12 protein-coding genes and 2 pseudogenes are annotated in these 16678 nt (G+C 60.0%); 3 read left to right on the forward strand and 11 right to left on the reverse strand.

Features of this window, described 5'->3' with window-relative positions; all coding sequences use genetic code 11:
* Window positions 1-13: 13 nt before the first annotated feature.
* The 7 genes and pseudogenes from ACW4PC_RS17645 to ACW4PC_RS17675 form a co-directional block, all read right to left on the reverse strand.
* Window positions 14-1132, reverse strand: a complete 1119-nt coding sequence (locus tag ACW4PC_RS17645; RefSeq protein WP_455874624.1) for an oligosaccharide flippase family protein — start codon at window positions 1130-1132, stop codon at window positions 14-16.
* A gap of 38 nt (window positions 1133-1170) precedes the next feature.
* Window positions 1171-1503 (reverse strand): annotated as a pseudogene (locus ACW4PC_RS17650) (oligosaccharide flippase family protein); the annotation flags it as partial.
* Window positions 1504-1542: 39 nt separating this feature from the next.
* Window positions 1543-2475 (reverse strand): glycosyltransferase family 2 protein, encoded by a 933-nt coding sequence (locus ACW4PC_RS17655; RefSeq protein ID WP_455874625.1) that lies wholly within the window; start codon window positions 2473-2475, stop codon window positions 1543-1545.
* Between the two features lie 499 nt (window positions 2476-2974).
* Window positions 2975-4618, reverse strand: coding sequence for a VOC family protein (locus ACW4PC_RS17660; RefSeq protein WP_455874626.1), 1644 nt, complete (start codon window positions 4616-4618; stop codon window positions 2975-2977).
* Window positions 4615-6232, reverse strand: a pseudogene (locus tag ACW4PC_RS17665) (response regulator). The gene ACW4PC_RS17660 and the pseudogene ACW4PC_RS17665 overlap by 4 nt, the downstream one beginning before the upstream one ends.
* 3 nt (window positions 6233-6235) lie before the next feature.
* The gene (locus ACW4PC_RS17670; RefSeq protein ID WP_022718654.1) at window positions 6236-6661 is read right to left on the reverse strand and encodes a response regulator; all 426 of its coding nucleotides are present in this window, start codon (window positions 6659-6661) and stop codon (window positions 6236-6238) included.
* Window positions 6648-8798, reverse strand: coding sequence for a PAS domain S-box protein (locus tag ACW4PC_RS17675; RefSeq protein ID WP_455874627.1), 2151 nt, complete (start codon window positions 8796-8798; stop codon window positions 6648-6650). The genes ACW4PC_RS17670 and ACW4PC_RS17675 overlap by 14 nt, the downstream gene beginning before the upstream one ends.
* Before the next feature lie 190 nt (window positions 8799-8988).
* Between ACW4PC_RS17675 and ACW4PC_RS17680 the strand changes: the two genes are divergently transcribed.
* From ACW4PC_RS17680 to ACW4PC_RS17690, 3 genes are all read left to right on the forward strand, one after another.
* Complete coding sequence (locus tag ACW4PC_RS17680) at window positions 8989-9369, forward strand: response regulator (protein WP_455874628.1); 381 nt, start codon at window positions 8989-8991, stop codon at window positions 9367-9369.
* Window positions 9370-9833: 464 nt separating this feature from the next.
* The gene (locus ACW4PC_RS17685) at window positions 9834-10529 is read left to right on the forward strand and encodes a response regulator transcription factor (protein ID WP_455874629.1); all 696 of its coding nucleotides are present in this window, start codon (window positions 9834-9836) and stop codon (window positions 10527-10529) included.
* 14 nt (window positions 10530-10543) lie between these two features.
* Window positions 10544-10981, forward strand: a complete 438-nt coding sequence (locus ACW4PC_RS17690) for a response regulator (RefSeq protein ID WP_455874630.1) — start codon at window positions 10544-10546, stop codon at window positions 10979-10981.
* A 6-nt stretch (window positions 10982-10987) separates the two neighbouring features.
* Here the strand turns inward: ACW4PC_RS17690 and ACW4PC_RS17695 are convergent, their stop codons facing one another.
* The 4 genes from ACW4PC_RS17695 to ybaL form a co-directional block, all read right to left on the reverse strand.
* Entirely contained in the window at window positions 10988-11692 is a 705-nt protein-coding gene (locus tag ACW4PC_RS17695; protein WP_455874631.1) for a sensor histidine kinase, read from the reverse strand.
* Between the two features lie 95 nt (window positions 11693-11787).
* The gene (gene secD, locus ACW4PC_RS17700; protein WP_455874632.1) at window positions 11788-14349 is read right to left on the reverse strand and encodes a protein translocase subunit SecD; all 2562 of its coding nucleotides are present in this window, start codon (window positions 14347-14349) and stop codon (window positions 11788-11790) included.
* An 87-nt stretch (window positions 14350-14436) separates the two neighbouring features.
* A complete protein-coding gene (locus ACW4PC_RS17705) occupies window positions 14437-14796 on the reverse strand; it encodes a hypothetical protein (RefSeq protein WP_455874633.1) in 360 nt (119 codons plus the stop codon).
* A gap of 79 nt (window positions 14797-14875) precedes the next feature.
* The gene (ybaL, locus tag ACW4PC_RS17710) at window positions 14876-16678 is read right to left on the reverse strand and encodes a YbaL family putative K(+) efflux transporter (RefSeq protein WP_455874634.1); all 1803 of its coding nucleotides are present in this window, start codon (window positions 16676-16678) and stop codon (window positions 14876-14878) included.

The raw sequence follows: 16678 nt of genomic DNA on the forward strand, positions 1-16678 counted from the left end.
CCAGGCGGCGAAGCTAGGCCTCAGCCCGTTTGCCGAACGGCAGCAGCGACTTGCCGAGTGCGATGTAGGGACGGATGGCCTTTCTGCCGAAGATCGGAAGAAAGGCCAGATAGATGACGGCACCAAGGCCGATGCTGAGGCCGAGTGACAGCCAGCGGCTTTGAAGATACCCGGCGATATAGGGATGGGCGAACCAGACGCAGAGAGCCATGACAGCGCCGCCGCAGAAGGGAAGGGCAACCGCCTTGAAAGTGCCGGCTGCATCGATCCCGGCATATCTGCTCAGCACATATTGCTGGTAAGGCATCGTCAGCCAGGCCCGCAGCACATAGCCTGCCGCCACCGCGAAGATGCCGTAGGGAACCAGCAGCCAGGTGAGGATCAGCGTCACCGCAAGCTGGAGCGCGGCGACCGAGAGGATCGATTCCGCGCGGTTAACGGCCGAGAGCGCCGAGGATGCGAAGAAGTTGGTGACGAAAGGCACGGACATCAGCACCAGAACGGTGGCGATATCGCCGGCATTGCCCCATTTGTCTCCGAAGAGCAGGGCGATCATGTCGTTCGACAGCGCGCCGAAGCCGAAGAGCAACGGGATCGTGCCAAGTGCCGCGGCACCGACGATCTTGTTGTAGGCGTTGCGGAAGGCGGTGCGATCGTTCTGCAGGCGCGACAGCGTGACCAGCGAAACACTGCCGATGGGCGCCAGCACGGCCTGGCCGATCAGTTCGATCAGCCGCCAGGCGATGCGATAGCGGCCGACTTCGACGGCGCCGTACCAGCGGGAAATGAAGATATCCTGCACGCGGGCAAGCAGCATCCACATGAGCTGCGTCACCACGAGGCTAACGCTGAAAAGGAAGACCGAACGGAATTTTTCGAGATTGAAGCGCAGGCGCGGCATCCACGGGTAAGACACCCAGCCGAGGACGACGGTGACGGCCGCATTGACGGCAGTCTGCGCCACCAGCGCCCAGATCCCCCAGCCGAGATAGGCGCAGATGACAGCCGTGGTGCCGGAAAGCAGGCTTGCAGTGATGCTCTGCGCTGCAAGGCTCTTGTGACCGAAGTCGCGCGCAAGCCGCGCATTGTGGATAACCGCAAGCGAGGAAGGGGCAGCAGCGGCGCGAGCCACTGCAGGATACCGGCCACCGAAGGATCGCGGACGAATTGGCCGTAAGAGGGAGCGAAGACGAAGACGAGCAACGCGACGATGGCGCTGAAGGCGACCGTTGCCCAGAAGCAGGTATCGGCAAGTTCCTCGTCGAGATCGAGCTGCCGGGTAATCGCATCACCGAGGCCTGCATAGGCAAGCACACGGCCGATCTCGACGAAAAGGCTGGCGAGCGCGAAGGTTCCGAAATCGGCAGGCCCAAGGATGCGGGCAAGGATGACGAAGATGACGAAGGTTGCGACGGTGCTCCACGCAACGCGGATCACCGACCAGAGGACGGAGAGCGCGGTCTTCTTCTTCAGGTCGGCATGCGCAACTGCATTATCTGCCATTCAGATTCCAATCGAATGTGGCACTGCCGTCCGTGAGGATCAGCGGCGGATCGCCGTTGGCGTCGCGGTGCGTCTGGCGCTCCGCCAATAGGCGAGCATGCCGGTAATATTGTCGCGAAGCTGGCGGCGGTAGGTAAGCCCCATTTCCTCGCTCATTTTCCGGCCACCGATCAGTTCCTTCAATGCCTGGCGGATATCCCAGCGCAGCATGCCGCGCATGTTGGAGCGCCGGTCGAACATGTATTTCGCATAGAGCGCGCCGTTGCCGAAGGCATAGCCCGCGTGCAGGTGGTGGATGTCCTCGATCTTGCGGCGGCCATGGAAATGCTTGACGACGAGATCGGGAAAGTATTCGACGCGGATGCCGGCGTTGGAGGCGCGGTGAATATAATCCGTATCCTCGCCGGAGCGAAACCGCGAGCCGGCGCCGAAGAGCGGATCGAAGAGGCCGATCGTTTCGCAAAGCGCCTTCGGGAAGGCCATGTTGCAGCCGTGGATGAAGCCGCCCGCGTGGAGCTCGCTGGTCAACACGGCGGGCTCGCGTTCGGTCTTGATGGTGACGGGAAGATCGCGCGCATCGCCAAGCTCGACGCGTCCTCCGCGCATGACGATCTCGGTATCATCGGCGAAGACCGCATCGATTGCCGTGAAGTAATCTGAGAACACTTCGCAATCGTCGTCCGTAAAGGCAAGGATACGGCCGGTGGCGGCGGCGATCCCTGTATTGCGAGCATTGGCAAGGCCGGGTAGCGTTTCGTAGATGAGATTGGTATCGATCGGCGCGGAGGCCGCCCATTTGCTGAAGATATCCGAGGTGTCGTCGCTCGACCCATTGTCCACGAAGACAAGTTCAAGGCGCAAATGGCTTGCCTGCCGCGCGGCGGTGGCGATAGCATCCAGGCAGTTCAATAGGCCATAGGCCCGATTTCTCGAAGAGATGATCAGGCTGATGTCAACAGGCCGAGGAGGCATACGTTTCCCCTTCTGTGATCAATGTCCGGGCGAAGATAGGCCGCACATCGAGGATCGGCAAGGATTTTTTTGCAGTGCAGCAAAATAGAACAGATGCTGAAAAAATAGAAGAAATAAGGTAATTTGTTGACGAAGACCTTTTGTTTGGCGATGGATAGAATATCCAATGAAGAAACATGTAATAATAATTTATAGTTATTGTATTTAATGACTTAATGAATAGCTATCAGCAAACTTAGTTGTGTTTTGTTGTTTTTATTATGTGAATAAATTGTGATTTTATCTGGGGCGAGTTCAAATAATATTTGAGTTTAGAGGGATGGAATGGTTCCGTTTTCATTGAAGCAAATGCAGCGATCAGCGAACTGAGAAATGCCGACAAGAGTTGAGCAAAAAAGCTCTACCGACAAAGATGCCAGCTCGAAACACATCTGGACTAAACTCGCTGGAGGAAGTCCGTTCCAAGAAATCATCACACTTCGGAAGTCGTTCTGGAGTGCTATTGCGGGACGCTAGCTTGGCGGTCTTTCTGCAGAAGCCACTTTTGGATGATCGGCACATCGGCATCGCCGAGGTCATGGCCGCCAAAGATGACGTCCGAATCGACGGTCGCGCCGGAGGCTTTCAGCCGTGTCCGAAGCTCGTTCGCATATTGGCCATAAGCGTCGGTCTTGCCGCTGATGACGAGAAGATCCGTGCCCGTAAGGTCGGCATGCGGATAGTCCGTTAGAACCGGCATGGAGCGGAGCAGCACCGCGCGATGTATCAGGCTCGGATGCAGGTAGAGCAGCGAGTTCAGCAGATTGGCGCCGTTGGAATAGCCGACATAGACGATTTTCTTCGGGTCGAGGCCGTAGGATTTGACGGCGCTGTCGATAAAGGCGGCGAAGGCTTCCGCCTCGTTCTTGATGTCGTCCTGATCGAAGGAGAACGGCGTTATGCGCTTGTACCAGCGCGGGAAACCCTCTTCCGTCGCGCGGCCGCGCACGCCCAGCAGTGTAGCGCGCGGCGCCACTTTATGCAGCAGCGGCATCAGCGTCGTCTCGTTGCCGCCCGATCCGTGAAGCAGCACGAACACGCTGCCATCTGGATCCGGTGGCGTATAGAAACGGTGGACGAAAGGCAGATCGCGATAGTTCACGCGAGGTTCACCGGGCATGGAAAACTGCGGCAGGACGACCTTCAGGTCCTCAAGATTGGTGATCGCATCCTTTGACGGCAGGAAGAGCTTGGAGCCGAGGGTTTCGGCCGGTTCGTCGACGGTCATGCCGGGCTCGTCCGTTGCAAGCTCGGCGAGCGTGCCACCGGGCTCGCGGGCATAGAGAGAGCGGAAATATTTGCGGTCATGCGTGCTGGTTGCCGAGGAATTCATCTTCTCGAGCGCTTCGTGAACCGTCGACAACTGCGCATCGTCGGTGGCGCGGAAAGCCACGTGATCGACCGTGCCTGTTCCCGGTGCACCGGACCAGAAGCCGCGGGCATTGCGGACATCGATGACGTCGCCCGACTGCGAGACGAGACGATCGATCGCGCCCTTGCTCACCTGGAAGCGATAGCCGAAGTGACTTTCGAGGAAGCTGCGGCTTTCCTCAGGCACTTCCGTCAGCATGGTCGCGCCGCGGATGCGCTGCACGGCGTGCTCCACCGGCACCGGACCGCCATGCCAGGGGGCGGCACTCTTCAGTTGCCTGTTCCCGGCAAGTTTCAGAATGATGTTGTCGGGATCCTTGAGGCGCAGCACCGTCTCGCCGAACTCGTCTCCTGGCCCCTCCATGCGCAGACCGAAACTCATTGCCCGCGTCAGCCAATAGCCGATGCTCGTTGGATCGATGGCAAGCGCGATCTCGCTGATTTGCCCGAAGCCAGCGCGTCCGGGCGAACCATCTTCCCAGGCGAGGAAGGTGACGAGCGAACCGGCCGTGCCCGTAGCGTCGCCATAGAAGAGATGTAGCTGCGTCGCGTCCTCGAATCCGGCCGTCTGCTTGACGAGCCGCAAGCCCAGGAAGCCTGCGTAGAAATCGACGTTCGCCTGCACTTTGCGGGTAATCGCCGTGACGTGATGTATTCCAGAAACCATCGATAGCAGTCCGGATTGGAAAGGAGTGGCGAGCAATGCCAGAACGAGAGCTGATGCGAAAGTCATACTAGTGCCGTGGAAGATTGCCTTGATTGTTCTACACATAAAACGAACGAATCGCCGCGCGGTTGCAATTCCAACGTATCAACTTTCTCCAATGCCTCTTCCAGTTGCTGCAGGTTTGGCGGCTTCACCATATAAGCGAGCGCGCCAAGCTCCTTCGCTTTTTGAATATCGCCTTCGTCGCTTGACGTACTGAGGATGCAGACCGGAATCCCGCTGAGCCGCCCATCGGCCGCAAGCGCATTAAGGACCTCGAAACCGTCCATGATCGGCATGTTGATGTCGAGCAGCATCAGGTCCATCGGCGGCTGATCGGCTATTGCGGCACGCTGCTCGAGCAGCAGCATCGCTTCACGACCGTTGTTTGCGACATGGAGATTGAAGCTGACTTTCTCGCGGCGCATGAGCTTCAGTTTCAGAAGTTGTATGTCGGCCGGGCTGTCTTCGACAAGCAGCACCTCGGCAAGCCTGCCCGTCCCCTCCGTCGCCTGGTCGGAATGCCGGACGCTCTGGGCCGCAGGCATGGTTGCGGGCGCCGCGACGGCTGCCTGTGCAAGGGGTATTTCGAGGATGAAAATCGCACCGCCGTCGCGTGCCTCGCACCAGATCGCACCGCCGTGCAATTGCGCGATGCGGCGGCAGATGGCCAGACCGAGGCCGGTTCCCTCGATGCCGCGGCCGACGAGCCGTTTGAACGGCTGGAAAATCAGCTCGCGATGGGCGGGATCGATGCCCGGGCCGTTGTCGCAGACGGAAAGCCGGCAAACGCCGCTATTTGCCGTCGCAGCGATCCTAATTTCCGGTGTGCGGTTTTCGCAGTAGCGGATCGAATTCGAAACGAGGTTTTGCAGAAGCTGGATCAGCAGCGTCGCGTCGCCCATCACTTCGGGCAGGTCTGCCCGGCTGATCACCGCTTGACGGCTTTCGATCTGCCGATGGAGGTTATCCTCCACCTGATCGAGCACCCGAGACGAGCGAGACAGGCTTCAGCTCCAGCTCGCCAGAGGCCTCGAGCTTGGTGAAGCCCGAAACCTTGACGATCAGATCCTCCATGTGATCGGCAGCGCTCAGCACATAGTCGAAAAGCTCGCGATCCTCAGGCAGCAGCGATGGCGAACCGTGCAGGATCTTGCTGAACGACTTGATTGTCCTCAGCGGTTCCTTGAGGTCATGCGCCATTGCTCGGGTGAAAATTTCAAGGGATTGGCGTTTCTGCTCCAGTTTGGTCTCCAGTGCGCCGTGCATGATGGCGTTCTGAATGCAGCGGTGCAGCCCTTCTGGCGAAAGCGCATCCTTGGTCAGGTAATCGCGTGCGCCGCTCTTCATCACCTCGACGGCAACCGCCTCGTTGCCCTGGCCTGTCAGCATGACGACATTGGCGGAGGCATCGAGTTCGAGGATTTGCGCAAGCACTCCGAGGCCGTTGCGGCCGGGCAGAGAGTAGTCGAGCAGGATGCAGTTCGGCCGTTTGCGGGCGATCATCGCGAGACCCTGATCGCCGGTCTCGGCCTCTGCCAGCGTGTAGGTCGTCCCCGTTATACGGCCCAGCATGCGACGGTAGAAGTCGCGGTCGTCCATATTGTCGTCGATGATCAGTACCGAGCAGACTTCTGCCAATCGTCACTCCTCCAGGGGCAGTATGGCAATCTCGAACCAATATTCCTTCAGCCTTTGTATGGCTGCGAAAAGGCCGTCCAGATCGACGGGCTTTTGCACATAGGTATTGGCGCCGAGGGCATAGCAGCCCTCGATGTCGCGCTCGTCGTCGGAGGTCGTCAGGATAACGACCGGTATCTTGTGCCAGTGCGTATTGGATTTGATCGCCTCCAGCGTCTTGCGGCCGTCGAGCCCCGGCATGTTGAGATCGAGCAGGATCAGACCCGGCCGCGGACTGATGGTCGCCAGCATATCGAGAGCCTCTTGTCCCGAAGCCGCCCAGTAGATCGGGTTGCGCAGGTTCGTGCGCTTGAAAGCACGCATCGTCGCTTCGAAGTCGTCCTCGCTGTCCTCAACGATGAGGATCGGTTGCGTATCACGCTGCTGCATTCTGCTCCTCGCGCTTCCTGCCCAAAGTGAAATAGAACGTCGTGCCTGCGCCAACTTCCAATTCCAGCCATATCTCGCCGTTGTGGCGGGCGATGATCTTGCGGACGAAGGTCAAGCCGGCGCCCGTTCCGTCATCCGAATCCTGCGATTTTTCCAGGCGTTTGAAAATGCGGAAAATATCCTCATGGAATTCCTTGGGTATGCCTTTGCCGTTATCTTTAACGAAGAAGACGTTGCGCGCCGTCGTGCCGTCCCTGGCGACGAAGCGTTCGAGATAGCCGATACTGACGAGCGGATGAGGCTTGTCGTTGTACTTGATCGCATTGGTAATAAGGTTCCGGAAGACTTCCGTGAGCCGCAGCGCATCACAGACCACTTCCGGCAATTGGCCATCGATGACAACCTTGGCATGGCGCTCCTCCAGAAGCAGCTCCATGGTGGCGATTACATCCTTGATGACAAGATTGATGTCGGTCCGCTTCACCGCAAGCTGCTGCCGACCGATCCGCGAAAAATAGAGCAGGTCGTTGACCAGCTTCTCCATACGCTGGCTGAGCCGCACCAGGCGGTTGAGGCGCCGTACGCCATCCTCGTCGAGGAGGCCTTCGTAGTCCTCCAACAGGAAGCGCGAGTGGTTGTGGAGCCCACGCAGCGGCTCCTTCAAATCATGCGAAGCAATATAGGCGAACTCGTCGAGGTCGTGATTGCTACGTTCGAGATCGGCGGTATAATCCTCAAGTTGCGCCAGCGTCGTCTTTAGCCGCTCCTCCTGGGTCACGCGGTCGCTGATATCGCGCACAATGCCGACGAAGGCCTTCGTTCCGCCGCTCTTTACCTCGCTGACGGAAACATCGAGCGGAAAGGCGACGCCATTCTTGCGCTGTCCGGAAACCTTGCGCGTGGTGCCGATGACGCGCTGCTCGCCGGTTTCGGCATAGTGGCGCAGATAGCCGTCGTGCTCTGAATGATACGGTTCGGGCATCAACATCTTGATGTTCCTGCCGATCACTTCCTGCGGCGTGTAACCGAACATCTGCTCGGCCGCCGGATTGAAACTTAAGATCGTTCCCTTTTCGTCGATCGTGAGCACCGCGTCCGGCGTGCTGCGCACCAAGGCGCTGAAGCGGATGCGTTCGGTCTCGAGGTTCAACCTGTTCCGCACGTAGTAAAATACGAGCAAAGCAATCAGCCAGAGCATGACGAGGGTGATCGCCCGGTTCGTAACCTCCTGCCAGAAGCCTACGTTGTCGTGGCGCACGGCGAAGAAGCCGAGCAGGACGAGGATGGTGCACACGAGGGCGAAGAGAAGCGACGCCTTCCGGTTTCTGAACCAGAGAGCGGTCAGCACCAGTGGCACGTAAAGAATGCCATTCGCCACACCAAGCGGCGTATAGAGGTCTGCGGTAAGCCCCGTGAAGCACACGAGTGCGGGAACCCAGAGCGGTATTCGGCCACGGCTTTCGGGCTGCCGCCACCAGGCACTTGCGAGCAATCCGCCGCCGAAGAGCACCATGCCGATCGCGGTTGGCAAAGCCATCGTTGCATAAGGCCCCCAGCGATAGCCTTGTTCGGCATTCGTGATGTAGCTGGTAAGGGCGATCATGCCGAGCGTGATGACCACATAGCTCACCAATTCCTGGACGAGCGGCGCTCGCGCGACCCGCCAATTCTGAGCGGCGATCAGCGACAGATTGCCCATCAGGAAAATCACGGCCGCATTCGGTCCCATGCCGCCGCCGATCTGAGCGGCAAAATCGGGCGATATAAGAATATCGGTCAACAGCCGGTCGGTGTGATGAACGGCGCGGCCGAAGATGGTGATCTCTGTCAGCCGGGCAAGCGCGATGACAACGACGATCGCCGAAAGTGCAGTTGAAGGCACGGATACCAGCCGCCGGCCTGTAACGGACGTGGCAAGGGCGCCGCCAGACAGAACAAAGCAGAGTGCCGTGTTGAACGCCATCGACGGAAAATCGGGGACGACCGCGATGATGACTTCGAGCTGCAGGAGCCAGCCGGCCAGCGCGCTGAGGCCGAGAAGGGCAAGCAGAGAGCCGATAGCGGTGACGGCGGAGCGATAGCGCTTCCGCTTTTTCTGCGGATCGTCCTGCAGTCCTGCCGCTGCTGCATTCCACACGTCGTCACACCTCCCCAGTCGCGTGCCAATTTTTTCCGAAAACCCGCAAGACACGATAGGAAAACGCATGGTTGCGCGACCGATTCATCGGTTGGCGGTCCGCCGCTGCTATCGATTGGAGGAAAATGCGGCTAGTGTTGCGAAAACGCACAATCGAGGAGCGTTCCGAGACCGCCGGATGCGAGCACCGATGCCAGTCATATTTTATATCGATGACAGCAGGGATGATCTTTTCTACCTCGACTATATCCGCAAGAAGGAGCGGATCGCTGTTGATCTTTTCTGTTTCGCAACGGCGGAGGCGGGTCTTGCCGCCTTGGAGCACCGATCGGCCGAGCGCGCCGCGCTTCCAGACATGCTCATCGCCGATCTCTATATGCCCCTCGATAGCGGCCTTGCGCTCATTGCGCGGCTTCGAGCGGAAGCCCGGTTCAAAACGATGCGGCTTTGTGTCTGTAGCGGATCGGATGCCGAGGAAGATCGGCAGCGCGCTCTGGTTGCGGGTGCTGATTCCTATCTTCAAAAACCCCTCGACTTTGCGGCGATTCTGCGTCCCCAAACGTCGCGCTGAAGGGAAGACCGCGCGACAAAGCCGCAGATCCGGCCTTTGGCGCTGCTGGAAACTGCGATTGACAAGGCCGTTTCAGAATTTCAAAATACACAACCATGGGGAAGAGGAGTGATTGAGCACTGAGAGAGCCGACCGACCCACATTCGCCGCCACGAATTTCAGCCAACCCCTTAGCTGGGTGGGTCTATCAGCTCTCTCGCGCTTACTCCGGCACTTCTTCCGCTCTTCATGGATGGTGAACAACGGAATTGCGATACCTAGGTAAGAACTACGACTATCCTGTGTATCACTTGCGGTTGAGAGAATTGATGTCGTTTCCGCTTTTCAGGATATTGGGGTCCCCATCCCTTTATCCTCATCAATTGTCTCGCGGAATTCTTCTAACTGCTCGCATGCACGACGTATATCCCAAGATTTCGGGATGAAGATGACTTCCGGAGGTTCGACATAAGGATTTTGCGGGAATGACCAACGCTGCGGCGGTTCCATTTCACACAGGGCCCGAGCTCAGCCGGGCGATCAATCGCACCGACTTTTTCCGCCTCTTCAAGGCGGCGGCACAGCACTATCACTTCGATAACTTTGCGCTTGCTCGGATTTCCGAGGCGAACGCGCCCTTCGGCGAGCGCGAAATCGTCATCACCAATATTGCCGAACGCAGGGTCCCGCTTTTCGTCCGGATGCTCAAGGAGGCGCTGGGCGCGCTGAAAGCAAAGACCGCGCAGTTCCTGACGACGCCGGTCTACGGCAAGAGCGGATCGATCGGGGCCGACCTCGTATTCAACGAATTCAATGGCAATACCTTTCTGCTCATTCCTCTCTTCACGCCGGAGGGGCGGCGCTACTGCCTCGTGCTCAGCGGCATACGGTCTGAGCCCGATCAGGGAGAAATTGCCGACGTTATGCTCGATGCCATGCGTATTTTCGACAAACTTTACGAGGAAATCTTGACGCAGGAGATGTCAGGGCGCCTGACGCAACGGGAGGCGGAAATCGTCAAATGGACCAGCGAGGGCAAGACTTCAGCCGAGATCGCGATCATTCTCGGATTGTCGGAGCACACCGTCAATTCTCATATCACCGCCGCCGCCAGGAAGCTTGATGCAGTGAACCGCGTTCATATGGTGGCGATTGCCCTCAGGAATGGTTTGGTTTCGTGACCGGGGAAAACAGCATGAGCGCCGAAGCGGTTCCGGGAGATGCCGTCAAGGTCCTGTTCGTGGATGACGAATTCGTCGAGTTCAGGTCGCTGAAGAAGAAGATTGGCAGCCTTTCCGAACCTGCCGTCGACGTCGAATATTCGCAGTCCATCAGCGACGCGCTGGAGAAGGTCAAGGGCGGCCGGTTCGATCTCATTCTACTCGACAACCGACTGCTGCCGAATGCCGATTTCCGCGAGACGGTGCCCGCGCTTCGTGGCATCGGCTACACAGGACCAATCGGCGTTGTTTCAACGGACATTTCGGATGGCTATTTCCAAGAGTTTCCCGACTATGGCGTCGATTTTCGTATCGGCAAGGATGAGATCGACGCGCGGACGCTGCAATATATCATCCGCGAATTCGTGAAGTACGACCTGCCCGACTTCTGGAAGGACGACTACACGATTTGATAGAGTTCAGGCGGGCAGCCGGATAGTGAAGCGGCTCCCCGTGTGGTCCGAATGGCTGAGCGTCAGTTCGCCGCCAAGCGCGCTTAAGAGGTCGCGCGAAGCCGTCAGTCCCAGGCCGGGACCGGTCACGGCGCCTGGCTGGGGCAGTTTCCAGAAAGGTTCGAATATCCGCTCCTGATGGACCGGCTCGATGCCCCGCCCGTTGTCGGAGATATGGATCAGCCAATCGCTGCCGCTCCTTTCTGCCGCCAGGTCGACACGGGGATCGGCCGCCCCCCGGTAAAGCAGCGCATTGCCGAGAACGTTCTTCAGCACGGTCGAGAGAAGGGCCGCATCACTGTTGAGAGTTGGAAGCGTGCCATGGCCGATACTCGCGTCATGGGCACCCATCTCGGTCTTCAATTCCGTCCAGAGACCGTCGACGAGCGGGCCGAGTGCCACCGGAGCTGGCGAAACCTGCGGCGTGCCGGCAGCAAAGCTCATCAGCGCCTTGGTGAGGCGTTGCGCAGTCTGGGCTTTCTGAAGGATCGCCGTGAGGCTTTCGAGCTGTTCGCCATCGAGCTTCTCGCCGAGCTCATCCAGGAGGATTTCCGCATACATCGCGATGTGCCGGAGCGGCGATTGAAGGTCGTGTGAAGCCGTCGCCAGAAAACGCCTTATGCGCTCCTCGCTGGTGCTCGAAACAGCAGTTGGCGTTGGACCGGATGACATTGAGACGCAACCTCCCGCTTCTTTGAAGTGAAAATAGAAAAAGGGCGCCGGTTCGGCAACCGGCGCCCTTTCGGAATGTCTGTGTCGAAGATTTATTAGCCGATCGACTTGCGCGGCTCGGTGGCTTCCGGCGGAATGATTTCCGGCTCGGCGCCAGCGGATGCCGCCACTGCCTTGGCGTGGCGGCGGCGCCAGTCGCCGAGGAAGAGCAGGATCGGCGCTGCGATGAAGACCGACGAGAGCGCGGCGACGGCAATGCCGAACACCATCGGGATCGCAAAGCTCTCGACCGCGCTGCCACCCCAGATCGCCATCGGAAGCATGGCGAGGAAGGCGGTGGCTGAGGTATAGAGGCTTCGGCCGAGCGTTTCGTTGATCGACTTGTCGATGAGTTCGCGAAGCGGCATCGACTTGTAGAGGCGCATGTTTTCACGCATGCGGTCGTAGACCACGACCTTGTCGTTCACCGAATAACCGACCAGCGTCAGAAGGGCCGCGATGGCCGTCAGGTTGAAGTCAAGCCCGGTAAGCGCGAAGAAGCCGATGGTCTTCGTCACATCGAGGATGAGGGTCGCGATGGCGCCGACCGCAAATGGCCATTCGAAGCGCGCCCAGATATAGACGAGCATCGCCAGGCTTGCGAGAACGACCGAGAGAAAACCGGCGACCGCGAGCTCGCCGCTGACCTTCGGGCCAACGACTTCCGTCCGTTCGATCGTTGCCGACGGATCGACCTTGACGATCTCTGCCTTCAGCTGATTGACGGCGGTCGTCTGCGCTTCTTCGCCCCCCGGCTGGCGCTCGGCCCGGATAAGCACGTGGTTGCTGTCGCCGAAGGACTGCAGCGCCACTTCGCCAAGGCCTAGTGCATCGAGGCCTTCACGGAAGGAGGCGAGATCGGCTGGCTGTGCCGTCTTCACTTCCAACTGGATGCCGCCGCGGAAGTCGACGCCGTAGTTGAGGCCCGGCGTGACGAACAGCACGACGGAAATGATGGAAAGGGCGGCGGAAAGCGCAAGGCCGAAGAAGCGCGCTTTCATGAAGTGGATTTTCGTACCGTCCGGAACGAGGCTGATCGGAAGCAGCGGCTTGATGTTGATGACCTTCATCTTCGTGCGGCGGACGATTGCCATCATCGCGACACGGACGATGGAAACGGCGGTGAACATGGAGATCATGATGCCGAGGCCCATGGTGACGGCGAAGCCGCGAACCGGGCCGGAGCCGAACCAGAACAGCAACACGGTCGCGATCAGCGCCGTCATGTTACTGTCGACGATGGTCGAGTAGGCGCGGCTGAAGCCGGCGTCGATCGCGGCGAATGCGCCGCGGCCCTTGCGGGTTTCTTCACGGATACGCTCGTTGATGAGAACGTTCGCATCCACCGCCAGACCGATGCCGAGGACGACACCGGCAATGCCGGGCAGGGTCAGCGTCGAGCCGATCAGTGTCAGGCCGGCGAAGGTCAAAATCACGTTCAAGAACAGCGCGACGTTTGCGAGCAGACCCCAGCCGCCATAGAGGAAGAACATGAAGCCGACGACCAGTGCGAAGCCGATGAGGCCGGAGGTCAGGCCCTTCTTGATGGCGTCACCGCCGAGGTCGGCGCCGACGGTGCGTTCCTCGATGACGGTGAGCTTGGCGGGAAGGGCGCCGGCACGCAGCATTGCCGCGAGCGTGGTGGCGCTTTCAGCCGTGAAGCTGCCGGAGATCTGGCCGGAGCCGCCGGTGATCGGTTCGCGAATGACGGGCGCGCTCAGCACCTTGCCGTCGAGGACGATGGCGAACGGATTGCCGACATTCTGGCGGGTAATATCCGCAAAGCGGGTTGCGCCGGCGCTATCGAAGCGGAAGCTGACGATCGGTTCGCGGGTGTTTTGGTCGAAGCCGACGCGGGCGTCCGAAAGGCGGTCGCCGGAGATTTCGACGCGGTCTTCCACAGGATAGGTGTTGCCCTCCTCGTCTTTCATCATGGTCACGCCCGGTGCCGGGGCGTTGTTCGGGGCAAGCATGTGGAACGTCATCTTGGCCGTGGAGCCGAGCAGCTGGCGCAGGCGGGTCGGATCCTGCGTGCCGGGAAGCTGAACGAGGATACGGTTTGCGCCAACGCGCTGGATTGTCGGTTCGGCAACGCCCACCTGGTCGACGCGCTGGCGGATGACCTCGAGGCTCTGCTCGACGGCCGAGTTCACGTTCTGTGTGATACCGGCTTTGGAGAAGGTCATCGTGACGTTGTTCGCGCCGCTGGCAGCGATATCGAGGTCGGACTGACCGGCGGTAAGGCCGACGCCCACAGGGTTCGCCAGCGTCTGCAGATCAGTGATGGCGGCATCGCGCTGCGTCGGGTCCGTCAGCGTCACGACGATCTGGTTCTGGTTGCGGGCGACCGAGCTGGTCGCAACACCCTTTTCGCGCAGCACGCGGCGGGTATCCTGCAGGAGCGATTGCAGGCGTTCCTTCGTCAGTTCCGATTCATCGACTTCGAGAACCAGGTGCGAGCCACCGCGGAGGTCGAGACCAAGGGAGACCTGATCGTGAGGCAGCCAGGAAGGTACGCGGTCGAGGACGTTTTGCGGCAGGACGTTCGGCAACGCCGTGAAAATGCCGAAGAGGATGATCACCGTGTAGGTGAGCACCAGCCATGGTGAGGTGCGCATGTCGTTGTATTCCTTGAATATGCATATACCGGCGCGGTGCGCTGGCGGTGTGTCATGTGATTTTGCAAAGGCGCGATGGTCGCGATATCAAGCGGCGGGCGGGGCTCGCGGCTGATTGCCCGGCAGAGCGGCCGGACGAAGCGCAGTATCGATCGGCGGCAGAGCCGCAGGCGGGCTCCACTTTGCGAATTCGAGATGCGGCGGTACCGGCAGCGGGACTGGACCCAAATCGTGAAGCGTTTGTTTCGGCGCAAGCCTACGATCGGCGGCGAGAATGCCGCGAACCGCCTCGCGCGCCGTCAGCTGGGGCGGCTGCGTTTCCTTGCCGGGCAAGATCAGCGCATTATTGTCTGAGGCTGCGGGACCGAGAATGAGATTGCCGCCGATGAGAAGGCCGAAATAGGCGGTAATCGCAAGGACGAGCGAAACCGCGATGCGGGCGCTCAACCGGCGTGCATCGAATCCTTCCGCATCATTCTTTGCGATCTCGCTCTCAAATCGGCTCAAAAGCGTAAAAACCCGTCATTCACTCTCGGACCGGCACTGCGGCCGCGCCCGGAATTGTATCAGTCCCATGCCCATCTTCATAGGCCGGACTGTCATGATGCACTTGGGCGAGCCGGTCAACCATTCCCATGGCGATTTCTCGCTCGCCCATGATGACGGTATCGGCGCCGTACTGTTTCAACTCGTCGACTTCAGCGTCCGAATGGGCGCGGGCGACGATCAGGATCGACGGGTTCAAGCTGCGGCCGTACTCGGCAACGCGGCACGCTTCGAAGGCATTCGGGATGGCAATCACCAGGCTGCGCGCGCCGGGAAGATTGGCGAGATCGAGCACTTCGCGGGCGCCGGCATTGCCGAGAACCGTCTCAACGCCCTGCCCAGCAAGCTCTTCGATCCGCTTTTCGGAATGCTCGATGACCAAGAAAGGCGTGCCCGAAGACTTAAGGTTCTGACCGACGATGCTGCCGACGCGGCCGTAGCCGACGAGGATGGCGTGGCCGGAAAGCGACGTCGGCTGGATTTCGTCTTCGGGTTCAGCGGGCTCGATGGTTTCCTCTGCGGCAGCGGCTACTGGAGCCTCCTCCCGCCTCGGACGGTGGAGAAGCGGGCGCATGCGGTCGCAGGCGAAGAAGAGCAGCGGGTTGAGGATGATCGAGATGAGTGCGCCTGCGAGGATGAGATCGCGGCCTTCTTCCGGCAGCAAGCCGAGATCGACGCCGAGGGCGGCAAGGATGAAGGAGAATTCGCCGATCTGTCCCAGGCTCGCGGAGATCGTCAGTGCCGTAGCGGCCGGCTTTCGAAAGACCAGCACGATGAGAAAGGCGGCGACCGACTTACCGATGACGATGATGAAGACGGTTGCCAGGATGGGCAGCGGCCTTTCGATCAGGATGTTCGGATCGAAGAGCATGCCGACGGAGACGAAGAAGAGCACAGCGAATGCGTCACGAAGCGGCAGGCTTTCCTGGGCGGCGCGATGGCTGAGTTCGCTTTCTGCAAGCACCATGCCGGCAAAGAAGGCGCCAAGTGCAAGCGACACGCCGAAGAGCTTCGCGGCGCCGAAAGCGACGCCGAGCGCAATGGCGAGCACGCCGAGGCGGAAGAGTTCACGCGAGCCGGTATGGGCAATCCTGTGCATCGTCCAGGGAATGAGCTTGCGGCCGAAGACAAGCATGAGGGCGACGAAGAGCGCCACCTTCACCAGCGTCATGCCGATGATGCCGGAAATGCCGAGATCGAGCCCGAACAGGCGGTTGAGGCCGGCCGAAAGCGGCTCGACCGGCGCATGTTCACCACCGCCGATGCTGGCGGCTGCGGGTATCAGCACGAGCGCGAGGACCATGGCCAAGTCCTCCACGATCAGCCAGCCGACGGCGATCTTGCCGCGTTCGGTTTCCACGAGGCGGCGTTCCTGCAGCGCCTTTAGGAGAACGACGGTCGAGGCGACGGAGAGCGCAAGACCAAAGACGAGACTGCCACCGGTCGACCAGCCCATCAGCGCGCCGAGACCCCAGCCGAGCAGGGTCGCGAAGCCGATCTGGGCGATGGCTCCCGGCACGGCTATGCCGCGAACCGAAAGCAGGTCCTTGAGCGAGAAGTGCAGGCCGACACCGAACATCAATAGGATGACGCCGATTTCGGCAAGTTCGGGCGCGAGATCCTGGTCGGCCACATAGCCCGGGGTGTGTGGGCCAACGAGAATGCCGGCAACGAGATAGCCGACAAGCGGCGGCAATCTCAGGCGGTTGGCGATGGCGCCAAGGATAAACGCGAGCACGAGACCTCCGACGATCGTCGAAATCAAAGGCGTGTCGTGCGGCAT

It is taken from the genome of Rhizobium yanglingense, assembly GCF_977109285.1.